The following is a 26,927-nucleotide window of genomic DNA, read 5'->3' on the forward strand; positions in this document are numbered from 1 at the left end:
TCCCCATGTTGGTTGCTTGGTCAGACCAGTATTTCCGGAATGCCCGGGTGGCCCAGGAATTTTTCCGGGCTGGCCGTCAGGCCGTAGGCCCCTGACTGAAAGATGACCACCAGATCGTCGGGTTGGGCCTTGGGCAGGGTCATGCGGTCGGCCAGTAGGTCGAGGGGAGTACACAGGGGACCGACCACCGAGGCGGTTTCCGTGTCTGTCTCGTTCATCCGGTTGCCGATGGCCACCGGGTAGTTCTTGCGGATGATCTGGCCGAAGTTGCCCGAGGCCGCCAGGTGCTGGTGCAGACCGCCGTCGGTGACCAGGTAGGGGTGGCCGCGGGAGAGCTTGCGATCCAGGATGCGGCAGACGTAGACCCCCGCCTCGCCCACGAAGTAGCGCCCCAGTTCGATCACCAGTGCCGCCTCCGGCAGGCGGCGGGCCGCTTCTGCCTGGAGCGTGGCCAGGTTGTCGCCGATGGGGCCCAGATCCAGGGGGCGTTCTCCGGGGAAGTAGGGGATGCCGAAGCCGCCCCCCAGGTTGAGGAACCGGACCGGTGCCGGGGCGTGTTCGGCCAGTCGGCAGGCCAGTTCAAAGCTTTTTTGCTGGGCCTCGACGATGGCGCCGGCTTGCAGGTTCTGGGAGCCGGCAAACAGGTGAAAGCCTTCAAAGTGCAGCCCGGCGTTGCCGATGGCCTGGAGCAGGCCCGGCACCTGCTCGGCATCCACGCCGAACTGTTTGGGGCCGCCGCCCATCTTCATGCCGGAACTCTTGAGTTCGAAGTCCGGGTTGACCCGTACCGCCACCCGGGCGGGCAGGCCCAGCTGTTCCGATGCCTGGGCCAGGAGGGGGATTTCCCGGAAGGATTCGATGTTGACCAGGATGCCGGCGGCCACGGCCTGTTGCAGTTCCAGCGGCTGTTTGCCGGGGCCGGCAAAGCTGATGTCGGCGGGATCGGCGCCGGCGTCCAGGGCCACCTTGAGTTCTCCGGCCGAGGCCACGTCGATGCCGTCCACCAGGCCGGCCATGTGGCAGACCAGAGCGGGCATGGGGTTGGCCTTCATGGCGTAGTGAAGCTGGATGCCCCGGGGGAGTTGTTCCCGCAGTTGCGCCACGCGCTGGGTGAGCAGGCCGCGGTCATGGGCGTAGAAGGGCGTCTGCCCCACGCGGGCGGCCAGCCGGGTGAGCGGCATGCCGCCGATGATGAGTTCGCTGTCACGGACGGGGAACTGGGTCATGGGGGTGTGGGTGGGTTTATCCTGTGACATGGCCAACCTGTTGTTTTGCCCATTCCATCGTTGCTGTCATGCCCTCAATGGCTTCGTCGATACCGACATCCGGCGCCGGTGCTCCCAAGTATCTGAACTCTACCGCGTATGGCCCCAGACGAAGAAGAAGATCAGTAGAAACCGGCGGGTAGATGCCGTGTTGTTCCATGATTCTCTGCAGTTCCAGCAGATCATGAGTTCTTCTGAATACGACCTGTCTGACAGACAGAACGGATTTAAGGGATTTTTCCATGGCCTGTTGGGCATGGAAGAGGATGATTTCGTGTGGTGCCTCCGGGACGCGGGCGAGAATATGGACCGCCGCCTGATCCCTCGCGCCCGCTTCGAGCAACTGCAGTGCCTGTTCAGTCCAGGGATCCATAAAGAAGCTTGCCTTCTCTTGAGGCCCAGTAGGCCGGGGTGCTGCACCACTGGCGGTGTTTCTCGAAATCGCGCTCGTCGTAGAGCAGAAGATCTACGCCGATGCCGGCTTTGCCTATCGCAAGACGGATATTGCGGTATTCAGCGGTATGATCGGGTATTTCTTTTTCCACCAGCATGATATCCAGGTCAGAGTCTTCCGTGGCTTCCCCTCGGGCATAGGATCCAAAAAGGATGAGCTTGGAGGGGGCGTGGGCCGCCTTGATGAGTCTGCTCGCGATGTCTTCAATCGCTTCCTGTGACAGCATCGGCCTCGTTCTCCTTTTTGTACCCGGGGATCAATTTAAATCAACGGGGATCTGGTTGCGATGGGCTTGAGGGGGTGAACGGTGGTTTCAAGGCGATGCGCGATGTGCAGCCAGCGCCTTGCGGTCCAGCTTGCCGTTGGGGTTGCGGGGGAGGGGGCCGTCATGGGCGTGGATGCGGGTCGGGACCATGTAAGCGGGCATGCGGGCCTTGCATTGGGCCAGCAGGGCGTCCACGTCCAGGGGCGTGTCCGCCGTCGGCGGTGTGGCGATGACGGCGATGACCTGGCCCAGGGTGTCGTCGGGGATGCCGAAGGCCACGCATTCGCCTACCAGCCGGGTGGCGTAGAGGATTTCTTCCACTTCCGTGGGGCTGACCCGGTAGCCCGAGGTCTTGATCATCTCGTCCCGACGGCCGATGAAGTAGAGGTAGCCGTCTTCGTCGTATCGCACCGTGTCGCCGGAGAAGACGGCGATTTCGGGCAGGACCAGCCCGGACTCGCGGCCCGGGGCCAGGGTGGGCAGGGGCCTGAAGTGACGGGCGGTCTTGTCCGGATCGTTCCAGTAGCCCTGGGCCACCAGGGCGCCCCGTTGGACCAGTTCTCCCGGTTCGTTGGGGGCGCAAGGGCTGCCGTCTTCCCGCAGGACCAAGACTTCGGCATTGGGGATGGCCTTGCCGATGGAGTCGGGGCGTCGATCCACCTCTTCCGGCGGCAGGTAGGTGGCGCGGAAGGCTTCGGTGAGGCCATACATTAAGTAGGGGCGTGTGCGGGGCAGGGTATCCCGCAGTCGACGCAGGGTTTCCCGGGGCATGCGCCCGCCGGTGTTGGCGATGTAGCGCAGGTGTTGGTCGATGCCTTCGGGCCAGTCCTGCTGGGTGAGCTGAATCCACAGGGGTGGTACGGCGGTCAGGCCGGTCACCCGTTCCCGGATCAGGGCCTTGAGTACATCCCGGGGCATCAGGTAATTGAGCAGGACCACTCGGGCGCCGGCATGGAAGGCGGTGGTGAGCTGGGAAAATCCCGCGTCGAAGGACAGAGGCAGTGCGGCCAGCAGGGTGTCGTCGGCGTGGTTTTCCAGGTATTGGGCCACGCTCTTGGCGCCCATGACCATGTTGCGATGGGACAGGACCACCCCCTTGGGGCCGCCGGTGCTGCCGGAGGTGTAGAGGATGGCGGCCATGTCGGTGTCGATGATGCGCGGCTCCCGGTAGTCGGCGTGGCCGCCCGGTTCGGGCCAGCCATGGAGGGCGACGCCGGGCAGGTCGGGCATGTCGCCGGGGGCCTCGGTCAGGATGATGTGGCGCAGATCGTGGCAGTCCGCCAGGGCTTCCCGCAGGCCGCTGAGGCGGGCGGGCGAGGTGATCAGGATGCGCACGTTGCAGTTGCGCAGGATGTAGGCCACCTGGTCGGGCTTGAGGATCGGGTTCACCGGTACGAAGACGCCCCCCGCTGCGCTGGTGCCGAAGATGCCGGTGACGGTTTCCAGGCGTTTTTCCAGGTAGACGGCCACCCGTTCGCCGCGTGTGAGGCCGATGGCCGCCAGTGCGGCGGCAAAGTCCCGGATGGCCTGGCTGGTGTGCCCGTAGGTCCGGGTGGTGGCGCCATGGGTGAGGGCGGGGGCCTCCGGGCTGCGCTCGTCGGCGGCGAAGGGAAGATGGTGCAGGAGGTAGGTGCTGTCCATGGGGGCCTCGCGCTGTGTTTGGTGTGATTCTGCAGTATCGAGGGCAGGAAAGACTAGGTGCGGCCCGGAGATATCCCGATCTGGTGGAGGTTGGCCAACTGGGTCATAGTGGCGCAATACGCCCATTCTAAGACGCCTGGAGGTCGTCGCGCAGGTCAATATTCTTGAGGCCAGGAACCCGCGGTGAATATCCTTGAGGATGTTCGCGGCGCACTATAATTGGAATGCGGATGCGCTGCATCTCAGCCATGGAGATCGTGTCATGAGTGTTTTGAGTCCTGAGTCTCGGAAGTTTGGCTGGTGGATCCTGGTCCTTCTGCTGATGATCCCCCTGTCGGCGCCGGCGTCGGAGTTGGCCGATGCCATTGCCCGGGTCAAGCCCTCCGTGGTGGGGGTGGGGACTTTCCAGCCGACCCGTTCGCCCCGGGCCAATCTGATGGGGACGGGATTTGCGGTGGCCGACGGGCGTCATGTGATCACCAATGACCATGTGATTCCCCTGACCATCGATACGGCGAATCGGGAGCACCTGGCCATCTTCATTCCGGGGTCGGGGGATTCCGGCGAGATGCGCCGGGCGGAGCGGGTGGCCTCGGACCCGCTGCGGGATCTGGTGTTGTTGAGGATTGAGGGGGCGCCCCTGCCTGTGCTGCGCCTGGGGAACTCCGATCGTCTGCGGGAAGGCGAGACGGTGGCCCTCACGGGCTTTCCCATTGGTGCCATGCTGGGGCTGGTGCCGGCCACTCATGTGGGAATTGTCTCCGCCATTACGCCCGTTGCCATGCCCATGCATTCCTCTCAGCAGCTGGACCCCCGGGTGATCCGGCGCCTGCGTGATCCCTATGCGGTGTTTCAGCTGGATGCCACGGCCTATCCCGGTAACAGCGGCAGCCCCCTATACCGCCCTGCGACCGGCGAGGTGGTGGGGGTGTTGAATATGGTGTTTGTGAAGGAGGGTCGGGAGCGGGCGCTGGATCGGCCCAGCGGGATCAGTTATGCGATCCCCGGGAACTACATCCGGGATCTGTTACGGCAGGTGGATCTGACGCCCTGAATGAGTCGTTCCCGCGCAATTCTTCCGCGTCATTCCCGCGCAAGCGGGAATCCAGTCGAGGGTTGGAGAACACTGGGCTCCCGCTTTCACGGGAGTGACGGTGGTGGGGTGGGGTGCAGGAGTGGCGGTGGGTGCGGGTAGGTCAGTTTAACGTAAACGTATTCTTGACATTGTTTGCCGGAGGCAGGCTATCAAAGGCTTTATGAGCGTTCGTACCAAGCTGATCCTCGCTGCCTGGCTGTCCCTGTTCGGGGTGCTTTATGCCACCTTGATGCCGTTCGATTTTAGTGATCGCTCCCTTGGGCAGGCCTGGGACCATTACGCCGGCTTGACCTTCCCGGTGATGAAGGCCTCGGCCCGCCAGCAGTGGGTCGCAAACATCCTTCTTTTTTGGCCGCTGGGGCTGCTTTGGGCAGCCTGGCTTTCCGGTTACGCGCGTAGCATGGTGGGCAAGTGGCTGGTGGGGGTGTTTGTTGTGCTGCTGGCCTTGGCGACCACGGCTACGGTGGAGTTCCTGCAGTACTGGCTTCCCCGGCGCGAACCTTCCCTGCTGGACATGAGCGGCAACTTTCTCGGGGGCTTGCTCGGGGTGCTGACCTGGTTTGCCTTGTCCGCGCGAGGGAAACGGTGGCTGGATTTGCTGCGTCAGGGTGGGCCGCTGGCCCTGTGGCGGGGACTGCTGATCTACAGCGTCGCTTATGTGCTGTTTGCCTGGCTGCCGCTGGATTTCATGATCTCCTGGCAGGAAGTGCTCAATAAACTGGCGGGTGACCACTGGGGGGGCTGGAAGGCACCGGTTGCCGAGGATATGGGGTCGCGAGGATGGGTGATCGGCAGCATGATGGTGGCAACCTGTCTGCCGGTGGGGCTCATGCTGGGGTGGTGGCTTGTGCATCGGGTGCCTGCGGCGTCATGGGTCCGTCTGGTGATGCTGTCCCTGCCGCTGGCGGGCATGTTCGGCGTGTTGGTGGAGTTGGGTCAGTTCATGACGGTATCCGGGGTTGCCCAGGGGGTGACGGCCCTGCTCAGGACCTTGGGTGTGGTGCTGGGTGTGATGCTGTTTGCCCGGCGTTCTTCTGTCACGCCGGATCGCCTGCGGCACTGGGCCAGGCCGTTGGTGTGGTTGGGGGTGTTGCCTTACCTGGTGTTGACCTTCGTGCTCAACCTGGGGGCCGGAGGCTTCCAGGTTGATGTTGGATCGGCGCTTTCCAAGCTGGAGTCGCTGCGATTCCTACCGTTCTGGTATCACTACATGGTGCCGGAAGCGGTGGCCATTTCCAGTGTGTTCTTCCATGTGGTGATGTATCTGCCGGTGGGTGTCGGGCTGTGGCTGTGGTGCTGGGGGCCACGCGGGGTGACACCTGCCGGGCGCGGCCTCATGGCGGCGGGGGCGGCCTTTTGCCTTGCCTTGGCGATGGAGACCGGCAAGTTGTTCATGGCGGGGCTGCGGCCCGATCCGACGAACGTGTGGATTGCCGCGGGCGCGGCCTGGTTGGGCTGGCAACTGCTGGGGTGGGCATGGATGGGTCTGAAAGGTGTGCGGCTTGCGCCGCAGCGACCTGCCAGCCGGTCCGTTGCTGATCCTTCAGGCCACGGACCGACTTCTTCCCGCCGGTCTTATGGGGGGTTCGTGCGAGGGGAGTAGAGGCGGGTATTTTAGAATGAGCGCATGACCAGCACTTGCACCTTGAACAGAATGGCGGTCACCAGCAGGCCGATGCCGCCGGTGAGGATGACGATCAGTTCCAGTCTGAAGAGGTAGTGCTCACCCATCAGCCAGGTGACTGCGCTGGCAAGACAGGCGGTGATGCCCAGCAGGGCGATGAGGGTGCCTAGTATGTCGATGAGTTTGTCCATGTTTTGTTCCAGTGGTGGATGTGGTTGATTTTCGACTCATCCATAAGTCATCGTTATGTTGAGCTTGTATCTTCCATCGCCATGTCGGTTCGGTTGATTTGGTCTATATATAGCCATTATTTTTTGCGGTTTGCCTTGATTGATGTCGAATGTTTGTGGTCCTAATGGTTGACCAGCGTCACTGGATCCGGTCGTCTCGTCCATTTGTGGGTGATCGGTGCATGTGGGTGGTCGGTTACCCCGTTTTGTCGGTATGCTTTACATGTTCTTGTGCCGGGCACGCCTTCTGTCGCAAAAGATGTGCGAAAATCCCGTATTTCCGGGATGGGTGAATAAATTAAGTCATGCAGTTGCGGATCGATCAGATTAAGGCGTGGTCTCACGGGGTAGTGTGTCGGTAAAATTTACGCTATCAGGTTGATTTTGTGAGGGTCGTCACGTTAGATTGTCGGTTATGCCCCGTCATGTGGCGTTCCACGCGGGATGGCTCTTTTTTTGCATTCTATTGTTGGTGAGCTTGGGCGTTGCGTCCTGGTCGTGCCAGGGGAGTCTTCTGCTAAGCTCCTCCAGCTTGGCTGGTCTGAAAACTGCTGGTCCGAATGTCGGATCGCCGGAATTTACCTCGGCTGTTTCCGACTGGATAGTGTCTTGCCTTGCTGCCATGCATGAATGCTAATCTCTCGCGAGGCTACTACTAATGGCTGATAAAAACATACCCGAAACCAGTAACAAGGCGTCCGAAGCGTTGCCTCGCCCTGTTGACAGTGGGGCATCGGGCTCGCGCGGGGTGCATCCTGGTCGAAGACGGTTTGCCTTGGCCGCCGGTTCGACCTCGGTGCTCTTCGCTCTGGTCAACAAGCCGGTCTTGGGGGCGTGGGCCTGTGTTGCCGATACACCCTCCGGTTTCGACTCGCTGAAAGCCAGTGGTCGCAAGGGAGATCGGGAAAATTTGCTGTGTGGCAAATCACCCGGGTACTGGGGGAATGCCGCTCAGGTTAAGGGGGCATCTTCTCCTGAACTGGGTAGGCTATTCACCGAGGTGTTCGCATCCGCAAATCATTTTCAGGTTGTGGGAAATGTTCGTGATGCGGATTTAAGGATCAGTGCCTTGACGCTCGGGGATGTTGTATCCAGACATCAGCACAAGAAGCAGTCGTTTCGTGATCCTGACAATCTTGCTCGTGCATTTGTGGCGGCGTATATGAACGCCATGACATGGCCGGGCACGTATCCTTTGAGTCCACGCCATGTGGTATCGATGTGGCAGGAGCTTGATGGAACGGGTGTGTATATGGTCAGGCCCGGGGTATCCTGGGATAGGGCCCGCGTGAAGGAATATCTCGAATCAACATACGAAAGGACTGTCTGGATTGACGATGCCGATGAGTTTTTTGATGTCTCGGACGGTTCTCCGGACTGACCTTGGAGATTGATCGCGCAGACGTTATCGCCTGGCAATTGCATCCTGCAGGCGTGATCGTTCGAACCCTGGATGATGGCGCGGCCGTCTTTCATCAGGGTTCCGGTGACGTCTACGTTCTGTCCCGTCTTCACGGTGAGGTGCTGGAGCATCTGGCGGCGGGGCGCGGCGATTTCAGGGCATTGTTGCAGTTTTTTGACCTCGACACCGAGCCCTCCGGACCCGAAGATCTCCGATGCAAAATCCAGGAAGCGTTGTATCAGGTCATGTCCACCCTGGAGAGCATGCAGCTGGTGGGGCGGGTGGCATAGAAACCTCTCCGCTGATGGATGGCGTGGGCGATATCCCGGCACGTGACTTCAGGGCGCTGGTGGCCGATGCCGGTGTCATCATTCGTTTCGGGCGTTTTGCCTTTCGTCTTCGATCCCCCGTCGAACATTTGGCCGATGAAGTGCATCGGATGTACCGGTATCATCCGGTGAGCCTGGAAGGGTTTGCCGACTTTCATGTGGAAGTGAGGCCGCCCCGTACCCTGAGGCGATGGTTCGGCAAGCAGCTCGAATTCCATGTGGATGGCAGCTCATCTTTCTTCCCTTTGCCCCATGCGCAGGCCTTTCCGTTGTTGGAATGGGGGCTCAACTGGTGTGTCCACGATGCGGTAAAGGATTGCCTGATACTTCATGCTGCCGTGGTGGAAAAGGACGGCAAGGCCCTGTTGATTCCCGCGCCGCCGGGTTCCGGCAAGAGCACCCTGGTGGCCGGGCTGGTGCATCAAGGCTGGCGGTTGCTGTCGGATGAGCTGGCGCCGTTGGCCCTGGACGGACTCAGCGTTGAAGGGCTGGCGCGCCCGATCAGTCTGAAGAATGATTCCATCGACCTGATCAAGGGACTGGTGGGGGAAGATGCGTTCAGTGAGACCGTGCGGGACACCGTGAAGGGTTCGGTGGCGCTGATGCGTCCACCCCGGGAGAGCGTGCTGTCCGTGCGGCGGCCGGCAACCCCGGCGGCGGTGATCTTTCCGAAATTCACCCGTGGCGCCCGGCCCGTCAGTCAAGGGCTGGGGCAGGGGGCTGGGTTTGCGTTGCTGATGGAGAGCGCCTTCAATTTCTCCGTCCTGCGTCGGCGCGGCTTTGAGGCGTTGGCTGATCTTGTGGCGCGGTGCGAGTGCTACGAGATCGGCTACGGCAGCCTCGATGAGGGTATGCAGTTGGTGGAGGACATCCATGCCGCTGCCTGATGCCCTCGATTCAGGGAAGGGTCTGCTCGTGTCCGGGGTGCTCAATCCCGAGGCCTTGGGAGCCCTTTCTCCCGGTCAGTGGGATGTACTGATCAGGCAGGCCCGTCTGAGCCGATTGCTCGGTAGGCTGGCGATGCGCTTCAATGAGTGCGGACTGCTGGCGTCCGTGCCCGTCGGTCCCCGTCAGCATCTGGAATGGGCCATTGCCCGGGTGAATACCCAGACGGAGGAACTGCGGTGGGAGCTGTCCTGTATCGAAGAGGCGTTGGCCGGACTGGATGTGCCGGTCATCCTGCTCAAGGGGGCGGCCTACCATGTGGCCGATCTGGCATTTGCCCGGGGGCGTCTGTTTGGTGACATCGACATCATGGTGGCGCCGGAGTCTCTGCCGCGGGTGGAGGCGGCGTTGATGCTCAAGGGCTGGGCGAACAGCCATCATGATGCCTATGACCAGCGCTATTACCGTGAATGGATGCATGAGTTGCCGCCCATGCAGCATATCCGTCGTGGCACGACTCTTGACGTCCATCACTCGATTCTTCCTCCCACGGCCCGGCTGAAGACCCGCCCTGGGCTGCTGATGGACGCTGCGGTGACTATTGAGGGCTGCTTCTTCAAGGTGCTGGCGCCGGAAGACAGGGTGCTGCACAGCGCGACGCATCTGTTCTTTTCCGAGGGTGAGATGGCTGGCGGGCTCAGGGATCTGCTGGACCTGGACGGGATGGTCCGGGGGTTCTCGGGGGGCGAGGACTGGCAGCGGTTGTTGCGGCGGGCGGCTGAGACCGGGCTGGAGCGCCCGCTGTTCATGGCGCTGCATTATCTTGATCATCTGGTGGGTACGCCTGTCCCCGGAGATGTGCTTGATCAGGTGCGACACCATTATCCGGCGGGGTTGGCGGGGGCGGTACTGGACTGGGGGATGCAGGTATCCCTGGCGCCTTCGGACACCCTGGATCGGGGTGTCCTGCAGCGTCTGAGTGAATGGTTGCTGATAGTCCGGGGTCACTGGCAGAAGATGCCCCTGCACCTGCTGATGATGCACCTGGGCAGGAAGGCCCTCGTCCGGCAGTCCTGAGGGCCTGGCCCAAGCCGGGCCTGTCTTCAGTAGCGCGGTGCCCGTTCCCAATCCAGCGAGGTTTGGGTGATGAACGCCAGGTCGTCGTGCCGCGGGGTCCAGCCCAGTGTGGTGCGGATTCGGTCCGCCGCGGCCACCAGGCTGGGCGGGTCGCCGGCGCGGCGCGGTTCTTCCCGGATGTCCAGCGGCTTGCCGTTCAGGCGCCCCACCGTATCCAGCACTTCTCTGACGCTCAGCCCGTGGCCGTAGCCCACGTTGAAGGTGTCCGATTCGCCTCCGGCGCGGAGGTAGCCCAGGGCCTTGAGGTGGGCGGCGGCCAGGTCGCTGACGTGGATGTAGTCACGCACCCCGGTGCCGTCGGGGGTGGGGTAGTCGGTGCCGAAGACCGAGACATGGGGTCGTTTGCCCACGGCGGCTTCGCAGGCCACCTTGACCAGCAGGGTGGCCTTTGCCGTGGACTGGCCGATGCGGCCTTCCGGGTCCGAGCCGGCGACGTTGAAGTAGCGCAGGATGACGTGGCGCAGATCACAGGCGGCGGAGAGATCCCGGAGCATCCATTCGCTCATGAGCTTGGAGGTGCCGTAGGGGTTGATGGGGGCGGTGGGGCTGTCTTCCCGGGCGATGCCGTCGCGGGGGATGCCGTAGACGGCGGCGGTGGAGGAGAAGACGAAATTCTTTACACCGGCCCGGGCGGAGCATTCCAGCAGGTTGCGGGTGCCGCAGGTGTTGTTGCCGTAGTATTTGAGCGGATCGGCGACGGATTCGGGGACGATGGTGTGGGCGGCGAAGTGCATGACGGTGTCGATGTCATGCTCATGCAGGATGCGGCTGACCAGCGCCTTGTCGGCGACGTCGCCGATGATCAGTTCGCCCTGGGTGACGGCGTCGGCGAAGCCGGTGGAGAGGTTGTCCAGGACGATGACGCGTTCACCGGCCTCGGCCAGCATCAGGGCGGTGTGGCTGCCGATGTAGCCGGCGCCGCCGGTGACCAGGATGGGTTTGTTTGACATGGTGATCCCTCGGGCTCAGGCCTGGATGGACCGGCCTCGGCCGATGGCGTAATAGGCAAACCCCATGTCTTCCAGGTGCCGCGGCTCGTAGAGGTTGCGACCGTCAAAGATGGTCGGGGTCTTGAGCTGCTTGCGGATCAGGTCGAAGTCCGGGCTGCGGAAGACGTTCCACTCGGTGACGATGGCCAGCGCGTCGGCACCTGCCAGGGCCTCTTCGTGGTCTTCGCACAGGGTCAGGTTCGGGCGTTCACCATAGAGGCGGGCGCATTCTTCCATGGCCACCGGGTCGTGGGCGCGAACGTGGACGCCGGCATCCCACAGGGCTTCCATCAGGGTGCGGCTGGAGGCTTCGCGCATGTCATCCGTGTTGGGTTTGAAGGAAAGGCCCCACAGGGCGATGGTGCGGCCCTTGAGGTCGCCGTTGAAATGGGCGCGGATCTTGTCGAACAGGCGCTCTTTTTGGCGCTCGTTTACGTCTTCCACGGCGGCCAGCAGTTGAGCCTTGAAGCCCACCTGGCGGGCGGTGCGTTCCAGGGCCTTCACGTCCTTGGGAAAGCAGGAGCCGCCGTAACCGCAGCCGGGGTAGATAAAGTGGTAGCCGATGCGCGGGTCGGAGCCGATGCCCTGGCGCACGTGCTCGATGTCGGCGCCCAGCTTTTCCGCCAGGTTGGCCAGTTCGTTCATGAAGCTGATCTTGGTAGCCAGCATGGCGTTGGCGGCGTATTTGGTCAGCTCTGCAGAGCGGATGTCCATGGCCATGACCCGGTCATGGTTGCGGTTAAAGGGGGCATAGAGGGCGCGCATGAGTTCGGCGGTGCGCGGGTTGTCGGTGCCGACGATGATGCGGTCGGGCTTCATGAAGTCGTCGATGGCGGCCCCTTCCTTGAGGAATTCCGGGTTGGAGACCACGTCGAAGTCCACCTGGGAGCTGCGTTGGGCCAGGGTGTCGGTGATGGCCGCCTTGACCTTGTCGGCGGTGCCCACGGGGACGGTGGACTTGTTCACCACGATGCGGTACTCGCTCATGTTGTCGGCAATGGCGTGGGCGACGGCGAGGACGTGGCTCAGATCGGCGGAGCCGTCCTCGTCGGGCGGGGTGCCCACGGCGATGAACTGGAACAGGCCGTGTTTGACGCCTTCTGCCGGGTCCAGGGTGAAGGAGAGGCGTCCGGCGGCGGTGTTTTCGGTCACCAGGTCTTCTAGGCCGGGCTCGTAGATGGGGATTTCGCCGCGCTTGAGGCGCTCGATTTTGTCGGGGTCGATATCCACGCACAGGACGTGGTTGCCCACTTCCGCCAGGCAGGCGCCCGTGACCAGTCCTACATAGCCGGAGCCGTATATGGTGACCTTCATGATCGTGCGATTCCCCTGATGTGGATCTTTGAGTCAATCAGGCATCGTAGCAAAGGCCCGTGATGACTTCATTAAGGAAGCACTGAGTAAGCCTCTTTCCGCCACTCCCCGATGCCCTTCTTCCTCTGTCTCCCCGGTCCAGTCTTCCTGCGCTCCCCGGTCCACTCTTCCCGTGCTCCCCGATGCCTCTTTCCGTCACTCCCGCGAAGGCGGGAGTCCAGAGTTTTCAGCCTATGACTGGATTCCCGCTTTCGCGGGAATGACGGAAGGGGGGCGAGGTCGGGCCGCAGGTTCTGGATTCCCGCTTTCGCGGGAATGACGGAGCTATCGGGGATGACGGAGCTATCGGGGATGACGGAGCTATCGGGGATGACGGATTTGCTGCGTGGGCCGGGGGAATGACCGGGAATTTCACTTCAATCGAAAATTAGTGCTTGACAGCGGGGGCGCTCATGCGAATAATCACCGGCTTTCACCCCTGGAGGGGTTCCCGAGCGGTCAAAGGGGGCAGACTGTAAATCTGCTGGCTCAGCCTTCGAAGGTTCGAATCCTTCCCCCTCCACCAGATTCCTGGTTCCGGCGTTTATCCACTACATTAAGGTGTGAGCGCCGGGTTTCCTTCCTGAGTAAGGGGAGGATGAGGTGTTTTACTTGGCGTCCCGTGTCCCGTTTTTTTGGGCGGGTGCCGGCAAGGCGACTGAGTGGCGCTACCGGCAGTGCGGGGTTCCGCGGGTGTAGTTCAACGGTAGAACCTCAGCCTTCCAAGCTGATGATGTGGGTTCGATTCCCATCACCCGCTCCAACAGCATCAGTGTTATAGAGTCAGGCCCATATAGCTCAGTCGGTAGAGCACTTCCTTGGTAAGGAAGAGGTCACCGGTTCAAATCCGGTTATGGGCTCCATTGTCTATTTTGTGTAAAGCAAGAACTTCAGCCGGGGTGCTAGACCATGTCGAAGGAAAAATTCGAGCGTAAGAAGCCGCACGTGAACGTGGGCACCATTGGTCACGTTGACCATGGCAAGACCACGCTGACGGCGGCGCTGACGGTGGTTCAGGCGAAGAAATTTGGTGGTGAGGCCCGTGCCTACGACCAGATCGACAACGCCCCGGAAGAGCGCGCTCGCGGTATCACCATTGCCACCGCGCACGTGGAGTACGAGTCTGATAATCGTCACTACGCCCATGTGGACTGCCCCGGCCACGCCGACTACGTGAAGAACATGATCACCGGTGCGGCGCAGATGGACGGCGCGATCCTGGTGGTGTCTGCCGCTGACGGCCCGATGCCCCAGACCCGCGAGCACATCCTGCTGGCCCGTCAGGTGGGCGTGCCCTACATCGTCGTGTTCCTGAACAAGGCCGACATGGTGGACGACGCCGAGCTGTTGGAGCTGGTGGATATGGAAGTGCGTGACCTGCTGTCCAGTTACGACTTCCCTGGCGACGATACTCCGATCATTGTGGGTTCTGCGCTGAAGGCACTGGAAGGCGACACTTCCGATATCGGCATGCCGGCGATCGACAAGCTGATTACCGCCCTGGACGAATACATTCCGGAGCCTGAGCGTGCCATCGACGGTGCGTTCCTGATGCCGGTGGAAGACGTGTTCTCCATCTCCGGACGTGGTACTGTAGTGACCGGTCGTATCGAGCGCGGCATCGTGAAGGTGGGAGACGAAGTCTCCATCGTGGGTATCCACGACACCATCAAGACCACCGTGACCGGCGTGGAGATGTTCCGCAAGCTGCTGGATCAGGGTCAGGCGGGTGACAACGTGGGTGTGCTGCTGCGCGGCACGAAGCGTGACGAAGTGGAGCGTGGTCAGGTGCTGTGCAAGAGCGGCTCGATCACCCCGCACACCAAGTTTGAAGCGGAAGTTTACGTGCTGTCGAAGGAAGAGGGTGGTCGTCACACCCCGTTCTTCAACGGCTACCGTCCGCAGTTCTATTTCCGTACCACGGACGTGACCGGTTCCTGCGATCTGCCGGAAGGCATCGAGATGGTGATGCCGGGTGACAACGTGAAGATGACCGTGTCCCTGATCGCGCCGATCGCGATGGAAGACGGTCTGCGCTTCGCGATCCGTGAAGGTGGCCGTACCGTCGGTGCCGGCGTGGTCGCCAAGATCATTCAGTAAGCAGTAAGAAGTACTGGCGGAGTCATCCGCCGAGGCGATACAATCGTCCAGCTGGAACGGCTTGAGTTCGGCGCCCGTCGGAAGGCGGGTGCCGGGTTTGAATCAGAAGGCGGTTCGCTTGTATCGGTTGTTACAGGCCAGTAGCTCAATTGGCAGAGCAGCGGTCTCCAAAACCGCAGGTTGGGGGTTCGAGTCCCTCCTGGCCTGCCATCTCTCGCAGGCAGTTGCGATTGCACCCGGGTCAAGTTCTATCCCATGGCAGGTAAAGCGGAAGTAGAAGGTGCCGGTTTCGATACCGTCAAGCTGCTGGTAGCCGTCGGGCTGCTGGTGGCGGGCGTCATCGGCTTTTATTGGTTCTCGGATGGGTCAACACTCCTCCGTGTTCTGGGCCTGCTGGCAATCAGCGGGGTGGCGGTGGGTATCGTGTTTACCACTGCCAAGGGTCGGACGCTGGCGGGTTTCCTCCAGGATTCGCGCACCGAAGTGCGCAAGATGGTCTGGCCCACCCGGGTCGAGACCTTGCAGACCTCTCTGGTCGTCCTGGCGGTGACTATCCTTGTGGCGATCATGCTGTGGCTGATCGATATGCTGCTGGGGTGGTCGATTCGCGAATTCATCCGCTGAGCAATTAGGAAGTCAAGATGGCCCTGCGTTGGTATGTCGTGCATGCATATTCCGGTTTTGAGAACCAGGTGAAGCGCTCCCTCAAGGAGCGCATTACCCGTTTTGACATGCAGGACAAGTTCGGGGACATCCTCGTGCCCACCGAGGAAGTGGTGGAAATGCGCGACGGACAGAAGCGCAAGAGTGAGCGCAAGTTCTTCCCCGGGTATGTCCTGGTCCAGATGGAAATGGATGAAGATACCTGGCACCTCGTCAAGAGCGTGCCCAAGGTGCTGGGTTTCATCGGCGCCAACGCCGATCGTCCCACGCCGATTTCGGACAAGGAGGCCGATGTCATTCTGCAGCGTATGCAGGAAGGCGCGGAAAAGCCGCGTCCCAAGGTCTTGTTCGAGCCCGGCGAAGTGGTCCGGGTTACCGATGGTCCCTTCAACGACTTCAATGCCGTCGTCGAAGAGGTCAACTACGACAAGAACCGCCTGCTGGTGGCTGTGCAGATTTTTGGCCGCTCCACGCCCGTGGAGCTGGAGTTCCATCAGGTCGAGAAGGTATAGATCTGCTGGAATTACCGAATTGCGGCAGGACCCGGGGAGCCCTGGGTCCTGCCGCTTTTCCTCAGGGGAGCCGAAAGGCGCTAGCACCCACACTCAGGAGTTCATGTCATGGCTAAGAAGATCGAAGCTTACATCAAGCTTCAGGTGGCCGCCGGTAAGGCCAACCCCAGTCCCCCCGTCGGCCCCGCACTGGGTCAGCGCGGTGTGAACATCATGGAATTCTGTAAGGCCTTCAATGCCCAGACGCAGAGTCTGGAGCCGGGTCTGCCGATTCCTGTGGTGATCACCGTCTATTCCGACCGCTCCTTCACCTTCATCACCAAGACCCCGCCGGCCTCCGTGCTGCTGCGCAAGGCCGCTGGTGTGCCCAAGGGTTCCGCCACGCCCAATACCGTCAAGGTGGGCAAGGTGACCCGTGAGCAGGTGGAAGAAGTTGCCCGTACCAAGATGCCCGATCTGACCGCCGCAGATATGGAAGCCGCCGTGCGTTCCATCGCCGGCAGTGCGCGCAGTATGGGTCTTGACGTGGAGGGCGTGTGAGATGGCAAAGCTGAGCAAGCGCATGCGGGCGATCCGCGAAAAGGTTGAGCCCGGCAAGATGTATCCGTTGTCCGATGCCCTTCATCTGCTGAAGGATACGGCTTCCGCCAAGTTCAGTGAATCCGTGGACGTGGCCGTGAACCTGGGCGTGGACCCGCGTAAGTCCGACCAGGTGGTGCGTGGTTCCACCGTGCTGCCCAACGGCACCGGCAAGACCGTGCGCGTGGCCGTGTTCACCCAGGGTGCCAATGCCGACGCCGCCCGTGAAGCCGGTGCCGACATCGTGGGCATGGATGATCTGGCCGCCGAAGTGAAGGCCGGCAATCTGAACTTTGATGTGGTGATCGCCAGCCCCGACGCCATGCGTGTGGTGGGGCAGTTGGGCCAGATCCTGGGTCCCCGCGGCCTGATGCCGAACCCCAAGGTGGGTACGGTGGCTGCCGACGTGGCGGGTGCGGTGAGAAATGCCAAGGCCGGTCAGGTGCGTTACCGCACGGACAAGGGCGGTATCATTCACTGCACCATCGGCAACGTGAGCTTTGAGCCCAAGGCGCTGGAAGAAAACCTGATGGCGCTGTTGGGCGATCTGATGAAGGCCAAGCCGGCTGCCGCCAAGGGTGTGTACATGAAGCGGGTGACCGTTTCCACCACCATGGGTCCCGGGTTGCCGGTGGATCAGGGTTCCCTGTCGCTGTAATACGGATTCGAAATTAGTTTGGGTGGGACTGCCGGCGCAAGCCGGTATCCGTCCAAGACCGCAGGCGTCCCGGGTTGCCGGGACTTAATGGAAGCATCAGGTCCGCCTGCGCAGACGGTGTCTCCCGATTCAGGTTCTTCCTGCTGAGGGTACGCCGTAAAGGTAGTCGAGGGTCTTACCGCTCTCGGCTTTATCACTCAGCGTCAACGGCGCAAGCCCTTGACGTCAAACAGGAGGTATATCCGTGGCACTGAATCTCGAAGACAAGAAGGCGATTGTCTCTGAGGTCGCTGCGGTGGCCGCCAGTGCTTATTCAGCCGTTGCGGCTGAATATCGCGGGCTCTCCGTGGGCGAGATGACCGAACTGCGCAAGAAAGCGCGTGAGTCCGGCGTCTACCTGCGGGTGGTGAAGAATTCCCTCGCCCGTCGTGCGGTCGAGGGGACCGATTTCCAGTGCATGCAGGAAGGTATGGTCGGACCCTTGGTCCTGGCCTTCTCCCAGGAAGATCCGGGTGCTGCTGCAAGACTGGTCAAGGACTTTGCCAAGAGCCACGCGAAGCTGGAGTGCAAGATGGTGTCCGTGGGTGGACAGCTGCTGGGTCCGGGCGATCTGGATCGTCTGGCCAGCATGCCGACCCGCGACCAGGCCATCAGCCTGCTCATGGCTGTCATGAAGGCGCCGCTCGACAAGTTCGCGCGCACCCTCAACGAAGTCCCGGGCAAGTTCGTTCGCACTGTGGCCGCTATTCGCGACCAGAAACAGGCTGCTGCCTGAGCATATTTTTGAACCGAATCGGGTATCACACCCTCTTAGGAGTTAACCATGGCTGTTTCGAAAGAAGAAATCCTGGAAACCATTTCCAACATGACCGTTCTGGAAATCGTTGATCTGATTTCCGCGATGGAAGAGAAGTTCGGCGTGAGCGCTGCCGCTGCCGTGGCTGCCGCCCCCGTTGCCGCCGCCGGTGGCGAAGCCGCTGCTGAAGTCAAGGACGAGTTCGATGTCGTCATGACCAGCTTCGGCGCCAACAAGGTCAACGTGATCAAGGTCATCCGCGGCCTGACCGGTCTGGGTCTGAAGGAAGCCAAGGACATGGTCGAATCCGCTCCGGCCACCGTGAAGGAAGGCGTGAACAAGGATGAAGCCGAGAAGATCAAGAAGGAACTGGAAGAAGCCGGCGCCAGCGTCGAACTCAAGTAAGGCGTTGGTCTGGTCTTTGTTTCGCGACTTGCTCGCGTGACACCCGGGGGCTGGCGGTGATACACCGCCGGCCTCTTGCTGCTTGCTCCACTTCACCCCGCACACAAGGGTGGCGTGTCGATTCTAGTGTGAGGAATCACAATGGCTTATAGCTACACCGAGAAGAAGCGCATCCGCAAGGATTTCGGCAAACGGCCCCAGATCCTCGATGTCCCCTATCTGCTGGCCACGCAGATTGATTCCTACCGTCAGTTCCTGCAGATGAGCGAGCCCCGTCAGGGCCGCGACGAGATAGGTCTGCACGCCGCCTTCAAGTCGGTGTTCCCGATCGTGAGCTATTCCGGGTCCGTGGAACTGGAATACGTCAGCTATCGCTTGGGTGATCCCGTATTTGATGTGAAGGAATGTCAGCTGCGTGGGATGACCTACGCCGCCCCGCTGCGTGTGCTGCTGCGCCTGGTGATCTACGACAAGGAAGCCCCGGCGGGCTCCCGCGTGGTCAAGGACATCAAGGAGCAGGAAGTTTACATGGGCGAACTGCCGCTCATGACCGACAACGGTACGTTCGTGATCAACGGTACCGAGCGCGTGATCGTGTCCCAGCTGCATCGGTCCCCCGGCGTGTTCTTCGACCACGACAAGGGCAAGACCCACAGCTCCGGCAAACTGCTGTTCAATGCCCGCGTGATTCCCTACCGCGGCTCCTGGCTGGACTTCGAGTTTGATCCGAAGGACTCCATCTTTGTACGTATCGACCGTCGCCGCAAGCTGCCTGCGACGGTGCTGCTCCGTGCCCTGGGCATGGAGGAAGAAGACATCCTGGAAACCTTCTTCGAGACCAATACGGTCAAGATCCTCAAGGAAGGTTTCGAGATGGAACTGGTCCCGGAGCGCCTGCGCGGCGAGACGGCGGCCTTTGACATCTACGTGGGCGATCAGCTGCTGGTGGAATCCGGCCGGCGCATCACCGCCCGTCATGTGCGCCAGATGGAACAGGCCGAGCTGAAGTCCCTGGAAGTGCCGGCCGAATTCCTGGTGGGCAAGATTCTGGCCCATACCGTCGCCGATGAAGACAGCGGCGAGCTGGTGGCCAACGCCAACGACGAACTGACTCCCGACATGCTGGAGAAGATCCGTCGTTCCGGCGTCAAGACCTTCCGCACCCTGTATACCAACGATCTGGATCACGGCCCCTATATCTCCAGCACCCTGCGGATCGACACCACGCGCTCCCAGCTGGAGGCCCAGGTGGAGATCTACCGGATGATGCGTCCGGGCGAGCCGCCGACCAAGGATGCCGCCGAGAACCTGTTCCAGAGCCTGTTCTTCAGCGAAGACCGCTATGATCTCTCCGCCGTGGGGCGGATGAAGTTCAACCGTCGCGTGGGTCGTGAGGAAGAGGTCGGCCCGGGCGTGCTGGATAACCAAGACATCCTGGACGTGGTCAAGGTCCTGATCGACATCCGTAACGGCAACGGCCATGTGGACGACATCGACCACCTGGGCAACCGTCGCGTGCGCAGCGTGGGCGAGATGGCGGAAAACGTCTTCCGCGTCGGCTTGGTGCGCGTGGAGCGCGCCGTGAAGGAACGCCTGAGCGTGGCCGAGAGTGAGGGCCTGATGCCTCAGGAACTGATCAACGCCAAGCCGGTGGCGGCGGCGGTGAAGGAGTTCTTCGGCTCCAGCCAGCTGTCCCAGTTCATGGACCAGAACAACCCGCTGTCCGAGGTCACCCATAAGCGTCGTATCTCGGCCCTGGGCCCCGGTGGTCTGACCCGCGAGCGGGCGGGCTTCGAAGTCCGTGACGTGCATCCCACGCACTATGGTCGCGTCTGCCCCATCGAGACCCCGGAAGGTCCGAACATCGGCCTGATCAACTCTCTGGCCGTGTACGCCCGCACCAACCGCTACGGCTTCCTGGAAACGCCGTACCGCCGGGTGGTGGACGGCAAGGTGACCGAGGAAATCCTGTATTTGTCGGCCATTGAGGAAGGCAACTACGTCATCGCCCAGGCGAACGCCACCCTGGATGAGGCCGGTAGCCTGATGGACGAGCTGGTGTCCTGCCGTTTCCAGAACGAGTTCACCATGTCCACTCCGGACAAGATCCAGTGCATGGACATCTCGCCCAAGCAGATCGTCTCCGTGGCGGCGGCACTGATTCCATTCCTGGAGCATGACGACGCCAACCGCGCCCTCATGGGTTCCAACATGCAGCGCCAGGCCGTGCCCTGTCTGCGTGCCGAGACCCCGGTGGTGGGCACCGGCATCGAGCGTACCGTGGCCATCGACTCCGGTTCTTCCATCGTGGCCCTCCGGGGTGGCGTGGTGGACTCCGTGGATGCCGCCCGTGTGGTGGTGCGCGTCAACGATGACGAGACCGAAGCCGGCGAACCCGGTGTGGACATCTACAACTTCATCAAGTACACCCGTTCCAACCAGAACACCTGCATCAACCAGAGCCCGCTGGTCCGCGTGGGTGACGTCATCGCCCGCGGTGACGTCATTGCCGATGGTTCCTCCACGGATCTGGGTGAACTGGCCCTGGGCCAGAACATGCTGGTGGCCTTCATGCCCTGGAACGGCTACAACTTCGAGGACTCCATCCTCATCTCCGAGCGGGTGGTACAGGAAGATCGCTTCACCTCGATCCACATCGAGGAACTCACCTGCGTGGCCCGGGATACCAAGCTGGGGCCGGAGGAGATCAGTGCCGATATCCCCAACGTGTCCGAAGGTCTGCTCTCCAAGCTGGATGAGTCGGGCATCGTCTACGTGGGGGCCGAGGTGAAGCCGGGTGATATCCTGGTGGGCAAGGTCACGCCCAAGGGCGAGACCCAGCTGACCCCGGAAGAGAAGTTGCTGCGCGCCATCTTCGGCGAGAAGGCCTCGGACGTGAAGGACACGAGTCTGCGTGTCTCTTCCGGTATCGAGGGCACCGTGATCGATGTCCGCGTCTTCACCCGCGACGGTGTGGAGAAGGACAAGCGTGCCCTGCAGATCGAGGAAATGGCCCTGGAATCCGTCCGCAAGGACCTCAAGGATCAGCTGCGTATCTACGAGGACGACATCTACGATCGCGTGGAGAAACTGCTCTCCGGCAAGCTGGCGGCCGGTGGCCCCGGCGGCCTGAAGGATGGCGCCAAGGTGACCCGCACCTACCTGAGCGAACTGCCTCGTGAGAAGTGGTTCGAGATCCGCATGCGCAGTGAGGAAGTCAACGAACAGCTGGAACTGATGCAGGACCAGCTCAAGCTGCAGCATGACGCCTTCGAGAAGCGCTTCAAGGAGCAGAAGGCCAAACTCACCGCCGGTGACGATCTGGCGCCCGGCGTGTTGAAGATGGTCAAGGTCTATCTGGCCGTGAAGCGTCGCATGCAGCCCGGTGACAAGATGGCCGGCCGCCACGGTAACAAGGGTGTGGTGTCCATGATCGTGCCGATGGAGGACATGCCTTACCTGGAGGACGGTTCCCCCGTGGACATCGTGCTCAACCCGCTGGGCGTGCCTTCGCGCATGAACGTGGGGCAGGTGCTGGAAACCCATCTGGGGTGGGCGGCCAAGGGGCTGGGCCAGAAGATCGGCCGCATGATCGATGCCAAGGCCCAGATGGACGAGTTGCGCCGGTTCCTGGATCAAATCTACAACCATGATCCCAAGAACATCAAGGAAGACCTGTCCCAGCTCTCCGACGAGGAGGTCATCGAACTGGCCAAGCGCCTGCGTCGCGGCGTGCCCATGGCCACTCCGGTGTTCGACGGTGCCGAGGAGCATGAGATCAAGCACATGCTCAAGCTGGCGGATCTGCCGGAAACCGGTCAGACCTTCCTCTGTGACGGCCGGACCGGTGAGACCTTCGATCGGCCGGTCACCGTGGGCTACATGCACATGCTGAAGCTGAACCATCTGGTTGATGACAAGATGCACGCCCGTTCCACCGGCCCGTACAGCCTGGTCACCCAGCAGCCGCTGGGCGGCAAGGCCCAGTTCGGTGGCCAGCGCTTCGGGGAGATGGAAGTCTGGGCCCTTGAGGCCTACGGCGCGGCATATACGCTGCAGGAAATGTTGACCGTGAAGTCTGATGACGTACAGGGCCGCAACAAGATGTACAAGAACATCGTCGACGGCGATCACCGGATGGAAGCGAATATTCCCGAGTCCTTCAATGTACTCATGAAGGAAATTCGTTCGCTGGCCATCAATATCGAACTGGAGCAGGACTGAGCCAGGACCACATGACGGGGGCGGACCTTCCGTCCGCCCCGTCGGGCAATCAGGACGTGTCCGCTCCGACTCAATCGAGGTGAATCGATGAAAGATCTTCTCAATCTACTCAAGCAGCAAGGCCAGGTGGAAGAATTTGATGCCATCCGGATCGCGCTGGCGTCCCCTGAAATGATCCGGTCCTGGTCATTCGGCGAGGTCAAGAAGCCGGAAACCATCAACTACCGTACCTTCAAGCCGGAACGGGATGGCCTGTTCTGCGCCAAGATCTTCGGCCCCATCAAGGACTACGAGTGCCTGTGCGGCAAGTACAAGCGCCTCAAGCACCGCGGCGTGGTGTGTGAAAAGTGCGGCGTGGAAGTGACCCAGACCAAGGTGCGCCGCGAGCGCATGGGTCATATCGAGCTGGCCAGCCCGGTGGCCCATATCTGGTTCCTCAAGAGCCTGCCGTCCCGCATCGGTCTGTTGTTGGACATGACCCTGCGCGACATTGAGCGGGTGCTGTATTTTGAAGCCTTCGTGGTGGTGGATCCGGGCATGACCACCCTGGAACGGGGCCAGTTGCTGAGCGACGAGCAGTACCTGGATGCCATCGAAGAACACGGTGACGAGTTCGATGCCCGCATGGGCGCCGAGGCTGTGTTCGAACTGTTGCGCTCCATCGATTTGCAGCAGGAGGCCGGCCGCCTGCGCACGGAAGTGCGCGAGACCAATTCCGACACCAAGATCAAGCGTCTGGCCAAGCGCCTGAAGCTGATCGAGTCCTTCCTGGAGTCCGGCAACAAGCCCGAGTGGATGATCCTCACGGTGCTGCCGGTGCTGCCGCCGGATCTGCGTCCCCTGGTGCCCCTGGACGGTGGTCGCTTCGCCACCTCCGACCTGAACGATCTGTATCGCCGGGTCATCAACCGCAACAACCGTCTCAAGCGTCTGCTGGAGCTCAATGCCCCTGACATCATCGTGCGCAACGAAAAGCGCATGCTGCAGGAGGCGGTGGACGCCCTGCTGGACAACGGCCGTCGCGGCCGTGCCATCACCGGCACCAACAAGCGCCCGCTCAAATCCCTGGCCGACATGATCAAGGGCAAGCAGGGTCGCTTCCGTCAGAACCTGCTGGGCAAGCGCGTGGACTACTCCGGTCGTTCCGTGATCGTGGTGGGTCCGACCCTGCGTCTGCACCAGTGCGGTCTGCCCAAGAAGATGGCCCTGGAGCTGTTCAAGCCCTTCATCTTCGGCAAGCTGCACCGCCGTGGCTTGGCCACCACCATCAAGGCAGCCAAGAAGCTGGTGGAAAGGGAAGGGCCGGAGGTCTGGGATATCCTTGAAGAGGTGATCCGCGAGCACCCGGTGATGCTCAACCGGGCACCGACCCTGCATCGCCTGGGCATTCAGGCCTTTGAACCGGTGCTCATCGAGGGCAAGGCGATTCAGCTGCATCCGCTGGTCTGCGCCGCGTTCAACGCGGACTTCGACGGCGACCAGATGGCGGTGCATGTGCCGCTGTCCCTGGAGGCGCAGCTGGAAGCCCGCGCCCTGATGATGTCCACCAACAACATCCTCTCGCCCGCCAACGGTGAGCCTATCATCGTGCCGTCCCAGGACATCGTGCTGGGCCTGTACTACATGTCCCGCGATCGCATCAATGCCAAGGGCGAGGGCATGTTGTTCAGTGACGTGGACGAGGTGCATCGCGCCTACGAGAACGGCGTGGTGGAACTGCACGCCCGCGTGCAGGTGCGCATCCGCGAAGTGGTGGTGAGCGAGGACGGTGAGCGTTCGGAGACCCTGACCCGCTATCAGACTACCGTGGGCCGTGCCCTGCTGTCCCGCATTCTGCCCCCGGGCCTGCCGTTCGAGATCGTCAACCGCGATCTGACCAAGAAGGCCATTTCCGGGCTGATCAACCACTGCTACCGCCGCGTGGGTCTGAAGGAGACGGTGATCTTCGCCGACCAGCTGATGTACACCGGCTTCAAGTACTCCACCCGGGGCGGTGTCTCCTTCGGTATCAACGACATGGTGATTCCGGACGAGAAGCTGGGCATCCTGGCCGCTGCCGAGACCCAGGTGAAGGATATCGAGGAGCAGTATTCCTCGGGTCTGGTGACCAAGGGCGAGCGCTACAACAAGGTGGTGGACATCTGGTCCCATACCAACGACCAGGTGGCCAAGGCCATGATGGAGAAGCTGGGCAAGGACGAGGTGGAAGATGCCCAAGGCAATCTCGTCAAGCAGCCTTCCTTCAATTCCATCTTCATGATGGCCGACTCCGGGGCGCGAGGTTCCGCCGCCCAGATCCGTCAGCTGGCGGGGATGCGCGGCCTGATGGCCAAGCCGGACGGTTCCATCATCGAGACCCCCATCACGGCGAACTTCCGTGAAGGTCTGAACGTGCTGCAGTACTTCATCTCCACCCACGGTGCCCGTAAGGGTCTGGCGGATACGGCACTCAAGACCGCCAACTCCGGTTACCTGACCCGTCGTCTGGTGGACGTGGCCCAGGACCTGGTGGTGACCGAGCCGGATTGCGGTACTGATCAGGGTATCGTCATGAAGCCCATCATCGAAGGCGGCGACGTGGTGGAACCGCTGCGTGAGCGGGTGCTGGGTCGTGTGCTGTCCGAGGACGTGCTTTCCCTGAGCGGCGAACTGATCATGTCTCGCGGCACCCTGCTGGATGAGGACGCCGTGGACACCATGGAAGCTGCCGGTGTAGACGAGGTCGTGGTGCGTTCCGCCATCACCTGCCAGACCCGTCACGGCATCTGTGCCAAATGCTATGGCCGCGACCTGGCGCGTGGACACCGGGTGAACATCGGTGAGGCGGTGGGTGTCATCGCCGCTCAGTCCATCGGTGAGCCGGGTACCCAGCTTACCATGCGTACCTTCCACATCGGGGGCGCCGCCAGCCGTACCGCGGCCGCCAGCAGCATTTCCGTCAAGGGCAAGGGTTCCATCCGTCTGCACAACATCAAGACGGTGTCGAACAAGCACGGCAACCTGGTGGCAGTGTCCCGTTCCGGTGAAATCGGCGTCATTGACGATGCCGGCCGTGAGCGTGAGCGCTACAAGCTGCCCTATGGTGCGGTCATCATGGTGGTCGATGGCGAGGCCGTGGAAGCCGGCAAGGAAGTGGCAACCTGGGACCCGCATACTCACCCGATCATCACCGAGGTGGCCGGTACCATCCGTACCCACGACTTCATCGACGGCGTGACGGTGAACAAGCAGGTGGACGATATCACCGGACTGACGTCCACCGTGGTCATCGATCCCAAATCTCGTGGGTCCCAGGGCAAGGACCTGCGTCCCACGGTGAAGCTGATGGGCCCCAACGGTCAGGATCTGTGCCTGGCGGGTACCGAAATCCCCGCTCACTATGTGCTGCAGAGCGGCGCCATCGTGAACCTGGAAGACGGCGCCGCAGTGGAGGTGGGTGACGTTATCGCCCGTATCCCGCAGGAATCCTCCAAGACCCGCGACATCACCGGTGGTCTGCCTCGGGTGGCCGATCTGTTCGAGGCCAGGAAGCCCAAAGAGCCGGCCATCCTGGCGGAACGTTCCGGTACGGTCAGCTTCGGCAAGGACACCAAGGGCAAGCAGCGTCTGATCATCACCGATGAGAAGAGCAGCGAGACCCATGAGGAGCTGATTCCCAAGTGGCGTCAGGTGAACGTGTTCGAAGGTGAGCATGTGGAGCGCGGGGAAGTGATCGCCGACGGCGAACCCAACCCCCACGACATTCTGCGTCTGCTGGGCGTAACCGCCCTGGCCGAGTACATGGTCAAGGAAATCCAGGACGTCTATCGTCTGCAGGGTGTGAAAATCAACGACAAGCACATCGAGGTGATCATTCGCCAGATGCTGCGTAAGGTGGAAATCACCTATCCGGGAGACAGCCGCTTCCTCAATGGGGAGCAGGTGGATCGTGCCCGGGTGGTGGAAGAGATGGATATGCTGGGACCGGACAAGCAACATCCCCTGTATGATCGGGTGTTGCTGGGCATCACCAAGGCCTCGCTGGTCACGGAATCCTTCATCTCCGCGGCTTCCTTCCAGGAAACCACGCGGGTGCTGACCGAATCCGCTGTGCGCGGTGCCCGGGATGACCTGCGCGGCCTGAAGGAGAACGTGATCGTGGGTCGCCTGATCCCGGCCGGTTCCGGGCTGGCGTACCACAAGGAGCGGCGCCGCCGGCGTCACGGCGGGGGCCTGTCCTTGTCCGTGCCGGAAGTGGCCGCTGCTCCGTCGCAGACCCCGGTGACGCCCGAATCCAATGGGGATTCGGACGGCGCCGCGGCCTCCGAGGAATGATTCAGC

At 61.8% G+C, this 26,927-nt stretch carries 22 protein-coding genes and 4 tRNA genes; 19 read left to right on the plus strand and 7 right to left on the minus strand.

Annotated elements, in window-relative coordinates; all coding sequences use genetic code 11:
- Positions 1 to 20 precede the first annotated feature (20 nt).
- The 4 genes from LQ956_RS08835 to LQ956_RS08850 form a co-directional block, all read right to left on the minus strand.
- Positions 21 to 1,256 (minus strand): pyridoxal-dependent decarboxylase, exosortase A system-associated, encoded by a 1,236-nt coding sequence (locus LQ956_RS08835; RefSeq protein ID WP_430733410.1) that lies wholly within the window; start codon positions 1,254 to 1,256, stop codon positions 21 to 23.
- On the minus strand, positions 1,243 to 1,638 hold the full coding sequence (locus LQ956_RS08840; RefSeq protein WP_238629845.1) for a HEPN domain-containing protein: 396 nt from the start codon (positions 1,636 to 1,638) through the stop codon (positions 1,243 to 1,245). The genes LQ956_RS08835 and LQ956_RS08840 overlap by 14 nt, the downstream gene beginning before the upstream one ends.
- Positions 1,622 to 1,945, minus strand: coding sequence for a nucleotidyltransferase domain-containing protein (locus LQ956_RS08845; RefSeq protein ID WP_238629846.1), 324 nt, complete (start codon positions 1,943 to 1,945; stop codon positions 1,622 to 1,624). The genes LQ956_RS08840 and LQ956_RS08845 overlap by 17 nt, the downstream gene beginning before the upstream one ends.
- A gap of 87 nt (positions 1,946 to 2,032) precedes the next feature.
- On the minus strand, positions 2,033 to 3,625 hold the full coding sequence (locus LQ956_RS08850) for an acyl-CoA ligase (AMP-forming), exosortase A system-associated (RefSeq protein WP_238629847.1): 1,593 nt from the start codon (positions 3,623 to 3,625) through the stop codon (positions 2,033 to 2,035).
- A 262-nt stretch (positions 3,626 to 3,887) separates the two neighbouring features.
- On the opposite strand from LQ956_RS08850, the gene LQ956_RS08855 reads away from it, so the two are divergent.
- Complete coding sequence (locus LQ956_RS08855; protein WP_238629848.1) at positions 3,888 to 4,679, plus strand: S1C family serine protease; 792 nt, start codon at positions 3,888 to 3,890, stop codon at positions 4,677 to 4,679.
- A 202-nt stretch (positions 4,680 to 4,881) separates the two neighbouring features.
- Positions 4,882 to 6,324, plus strand: coding sequence for a VanZ family protein (locus tag LQ956_RS08860; RefSeq protein WP_238629849.1), 1,443 nt, complete (start codon positions 4,882 to 4,884; stop codon positions 6,322 to 6,324).
- Positions 6,325 to 6,335: 11 nt separating this feature from the next.
- Here the strand turns inward: LQ956_RS08860 and LQ956_RS08865 are convergent, their stop codons facing one another.
- Positions 6,336 to 6,536 (minus strand): hypothetical protein, encoded by a 201-nt coding sequence (locus LQ956_RS08865; protein ID WP_238629850.1) that lies wholly within the window; start codon positions 6,534 to 6,536, stop codon positions 6,336 to 6,338.
- Between the two features lie 697 nt (positions 6,537 to 7,233).
- Here LQ956_RS08865 and LQ956_RS08870 point away from each other — a divergent pair.
- Genes LQ956_RS08870 through LQ956_RS08885 form a run of 4 tightly spaced genes read left to right on the plus strand, consistent with a single transcriptional unit; the run spans position 7,234 to position 10,268 of the window.
- A complete protein-coding gene (locus LQ956_RS08870; RefSeq protein WP_238629851.1) occupies positions 7,234 to 7,956 on the plus strand; it encodes a hypothetical protein in 723 nt (240 codons plus the stop codon).
- 2 nt (positions 7,957 to 7,958) lie between these two features.
- Positions 7,959 to 8,267 (plus strand): hypothetical protein, encoded by a 309-nt coding sequence (locus LQ956_RS08875; RefSeq protein WP_238629852.1) that lies wholly within the window; start codon positions 7,959 to 7,961, stop codon positions 8,265 to 8,267.
- 23 nt (positions 8,268 to 8,290) lie between these two features.
- Positions 8,291 to 9,193: an HprK-related kinase A gene (locus LQ956_RS08880; protein ID WP_238629853.1), complete on the plus strand. Its 903-nt coding sequence runs from the start codon at positions 8,291 to 8,293 to the stop codon at positions 9,191 to 9,193.
- Positions 9,180 to 10,268, plus strand: a complete 1,089-nt coding sequence (locus LQ956_RS08885) for a nucleotidyltransferase domain-containing protein (protein WP_238629854.1) — start codon at positions 9,180 to 9,182, stop codon at positions 10,266 to 10,268. The genes LQ956_RS08880 and LQ956_RS08885 overlap by 14 nt, the downstream gene beginning before the upstream one ends.
- Positions 10,269 to 10,294: 26 nt before the next feature.
- Here the strand turns inward: LQ956_RS08885 and galE are convergent, their stop codons facing one another.
- Together galE and LQ956_RS08895 are read right to left on the minus strand one after the other, a co-directional pair.
- Positions 10,295 to 11,278 carry a UDP-glucose 4-epimerase GalE gene (gene galE / locus LQ956_RS08890; RefSeq protein WP_238629855.1) on the minus strand — a complete coding sequence of 328 codons (984 nt, stop codon included), beginning with the start codon at positions 11,276 to 11,278 and terminating at the stop codon, positions 10,295 to 10,297.
- A 15-nt stretch (positions 11,279 to 11,293) separates the two neighbouring features.
- Positions 11,294 to 12,631, minus strand: coding sequence for a UDP-glucose dehydrogenase family protein (locus tag LQ956_RS08895; RefSeq protein ID WP_238629856.1), 1,338 nt, complete (start codon positions 12,629 to 12,631; stop codon positions 11,294 to 11,296).
- 480 nt (positions 12,632 to 13,111) lie between these two features.
- On the opposite strand from LQ956_RS08895, the gene LQ956_RS08900 reads away from it, so the two are divergent.
- From LQ956_RS08900 to rpoC, 13 genes are all read left to right on the plus strand, one after another.
- Positions 13,112 to 13,196 (plus strand) — tRNA-Tyr (locus tag LQ956_RS08900).
- Between the two features lie 163 nt (positions 13,197 to 13,359).
- Positions 13,360 to 13,433 (plus strand) — tRNA-Gly (locus LQ956_RS08905).
- Positions 13,434 to 13,457: 24 nt separating this feature from the next.
- A tRNA-Thr gene (locus LQ956_RS08910) sits at positions 13,458 to 13,533 on the plus strand.
- A 46-nt stretch (positions 13,534 to 13,579) separates the two neighbouring features.
- Positions 13,580 to 14,770, plus strand: a complete 1,191-nt coding sequence (tuf, locus tag LQ956_RS08915) for an elongation factor Tu (protein WP_238620790.1) — start codon at positions 13,580 to 13,582, stop codon at positions 14,768 to 14,770.
- 134 nt (positions 14,771 to 14,904) lie between these two features.
- A tRNA-Trp gene (locus LQ956_RS08920) sits at positions 14,905 to 14,980 on the plus strand.
- Positions 14,981 to 15,025: 45 nt separating this feature from the next.
- Positions 15,026 to 15,394: a preprotein translocase subunit SecE gene (gene secE, locus LQ956_RS08925; protein ID WP_238620789.1), complete on the plus strand. Its 369-nt coding sequence runs from the start codon at positions 15,026 to 15,028 to the stop codon at positions 15,392 to 15,394.
- A gap of 17 nt (positions 15,395 to 15,411) precedes the next feature.
- Complete coding sequence (nusG, locus tag LQ956_RS08930; protein WP_238620787.1) at positions 15,412 to 15,945, plus strand: transcription termination/antitermination protein NusG; 534 nt, start codon at positions 15,412 to 15,414, stop codon at positions 15,943 to 15,945.
- 108 nt (positions 15,946 to 16,053) lie between these two features.
- Positions 16,054 to 16,485 carry a 50S ribosomal protein L11 gene (gene rplK, locus LQ956_RS08935; protein ID WP_238620786.1) on the plus strand — a complete coding sequence of 144 codons (432 nt, stop codon included), beginning with the start codon at positions 16,054 to 16,056 and terminating at the stop codon, positions 16,483 to 16,485.
- A 1-nt stretch (position 16,486) separates the two neighbouring features.
- Positions 16,487 to 17,182: a 50S ribosomal protein L1 gene (gene rplA, locus LQ956_RS08940; RefSeq protein WP_238620784.1), complete on the plus strand. Its 696-nt coding sequence runs from the start codon at positions 16,487 to 16,489 to the stop codon at positions 17,180 to 17,182.
- A 250-nt stretch (positions 17,183 to 17,432) separates the two neighbouring features.
- Complete coding sequence (rplJ, locus tag LQ956_RS08945; protein WP_238620805.1) at positions 17,433 to 17,957, plus strand: 50S ribosomal protein L10; 525 nt, start codon at positions 17,433 to 17,435, stop codon at positions 17,955 to 17,957.
- 48 nt (positions 17,958 to 18,005) lie between these two features.
- Positions 18,006 to 18,383 carry a 50S ribosomal protein L7/L12 gene (rplL, locus tag LQ956_RS08950; protein ID WP_008933195.1) on the plus strand — a complete coding sequence of 126 codons (378 nt, stop codon included), beginning with the start codon at positions 18,006 to 18,008 and terminating at the stop codon, positions 18,381 to 18,383.
- Positions 18,384 to 18,524: 141 nt separating this feature from the next.
- On the plus strand, positions 18,525 to 22,607 hold the full coding sequence (gene rpoB, locus LQ956_RS08955) for a DNA-directed RNA polymerase subunit beta (protein WP_238620783.1): 4,083 nt from the start codon (positions 18,525 to 18,527) through the stop codon (positions 22,605 to 22,607).
- Positions 22,608 to 22,694: 87 nt separating this feature from the next.
- Positions 22,695 to 26,921, plus strand: coding sequence for a DNA-directed RNA polymerase subunit beta' (gene rpoC, locus LQ956_RS08960; RefSeq protein WP_238620781.1), 4,227 nt, complete (start codon positions 22,695 to 22,697; stop codon positions 26,919 to 26,921).
- Positions 26,922 to 26,927: the final 6 nt, after the last annotated feature.

This window comes from Ectothiorhodospira lacustris, assembly GCF_022227845.1.
Taxonomy (GTDB): Bacteria; Pseudomonadota; Gammaproteobacteria; order Ectothiorhodospirales; family Ectothiorhodospiraceae; genus Ectothiorhodospira; species Ectothiorhodospira lacustris.

What these genes read in the sequence shown, in the direction of transcription:
- LQ956_RS08835 (WP_430733410.1), bottom strand. Translation starts at nt 1,256, where the DNA reads ATGTCACAGGATAAACCCACCCACACCCCCATGACCCAGTTCCCCGTC.
- LQ956_RS08840 (WP_238629845.1), bottom strand. Translation starts at nt 1,638, where the DNA reads ATGGATCCCTGGACTGAACAGGCACTGCAGTTGCTCGAAGCGGGCGCG.
- LQ956_RS08845 (WP_238629846.1), bottom strand. Translation starts at nt 1,945, where the DNA reads ATGCTGTCACAGGAAGCGATTGAAGACATCGCGAGCAGACTCATCAAG.
- LQ956_RS08850 (WP_238629847.1), bottom strand. Translation starts at nt 3,625, where the DNA reads ATGGACAGCACCTACCTCCTGCACCATCTTCCCTTCGCCGCCGACGAG.
- LQ956_RS08855 (WP_238629848.1), top strand. Translation starts at nt 3,888, where the DNA reads ATGAGTGTTTTGAGTCCTGAGTCTCGGAAGTTTGGCTGGTGGATCCTG.
- LQ956_RS08860 (WP_238629849.1), top strand. Translation starts at nt 4,882, where the DNA reads ATGAGCGTTCGTACCAAGCTGATCCTCGCTGCCTGGCTGTCCCTGTTC.
- LQ956_RS08865 (WP_238629850.1), bottom strand. Translation starts at nt 6,536, where the DNA reads ATGGACAAACTCATCGACATACTAGGCACCCTCATCGCCCTGCTGGGC.
- LQ956_RS08870 (WP_238629851.1), top strand. Translation starts at nt 7,234, where the DNA reads ATGGCTGATAAAAACATACCCGAAACCAGTAACAAGGCGTCCGAAGCG.
- LQ956_RS08885 (WP_238629854.1), top strand. Translation starts at nt 9,180, where the DNA reads ATGCCGCTGCCTGATGCCCTCGATTCAGGGAAGGGTCTGCTCGTGTCC.
- galE (WP_238629855.1), bottom strand. Translation starts at nt 11,278, where the DNA reads ATGTCAAACAAACCCATCCTGGTCACCGGCGGCGCCGGCTACATCGGC.
- LQ956_RS08895 (WP_238629856.1), bottom strand. Translation starts at nt 12,631, where the DNA reads ATGAAGGTCACCATATACGGCTCCGGCTATGTAGGACTGGTCACGGGC.
- tuf (WP_238620790.1), top strand. Translation starts at nt 13,580, where the DNA reads ATGTCGAAGGAAAAATTCGAGCGTAAGAAGCCGCACGTGAACGTGGGC.
- secE (WP_238620789.1), top strand. Translation starts at nt 15,026, where the DNA reads ATGGCAGGTAAAGCGGAAGTAGAAGGTGCCGGTTTCGATACCGTCAAG.
- nusG (WP_238620787.1), top strand. Translation starts at nt 15,412, where the DNA reads ATGGCCCTGCGTTGGTATGTCGTGCATGCATATTCCGGTTTTGAGAAC.
- rplK (WP_238620786.1), top strand. Translation starts at nt 16,054, where the DNA reads ATGGCTAAGAAGATCGAAGCTTACATCAAGCTTCAGGTGGCCGCCGGT.
- rplA (WP_238620784.1), top strand. Translation starts at nt 16,487, where the DNA reads ATGGCAAAGCTGAGCAAGCGCATGCGGGCGATCCGCGAAAAGGTTGAG.
- rplL (WP_008933195.1), top strand. Translation starts at nt 18,006, where the DNA reads ATGGCTGTTTCGAAAGAAGAAATCCTGGAAACCATTTCCAACATGACC.
- rpoB (WP_238620783.1), top strand. Translation starts at nt 18,525, where the DNA reads ATGGCTTATAGCTACACCGAGAAGAAGCGCATCCGCAAGGATTTCGGC.
- rpoC (WP_238620781.1), top strand. Translation starts at nt 22,695, where the DNA reads ATGAAAGATCTTCTCAATCTACTCAAGCAGCAAGGCCAGGTGGAAGAA.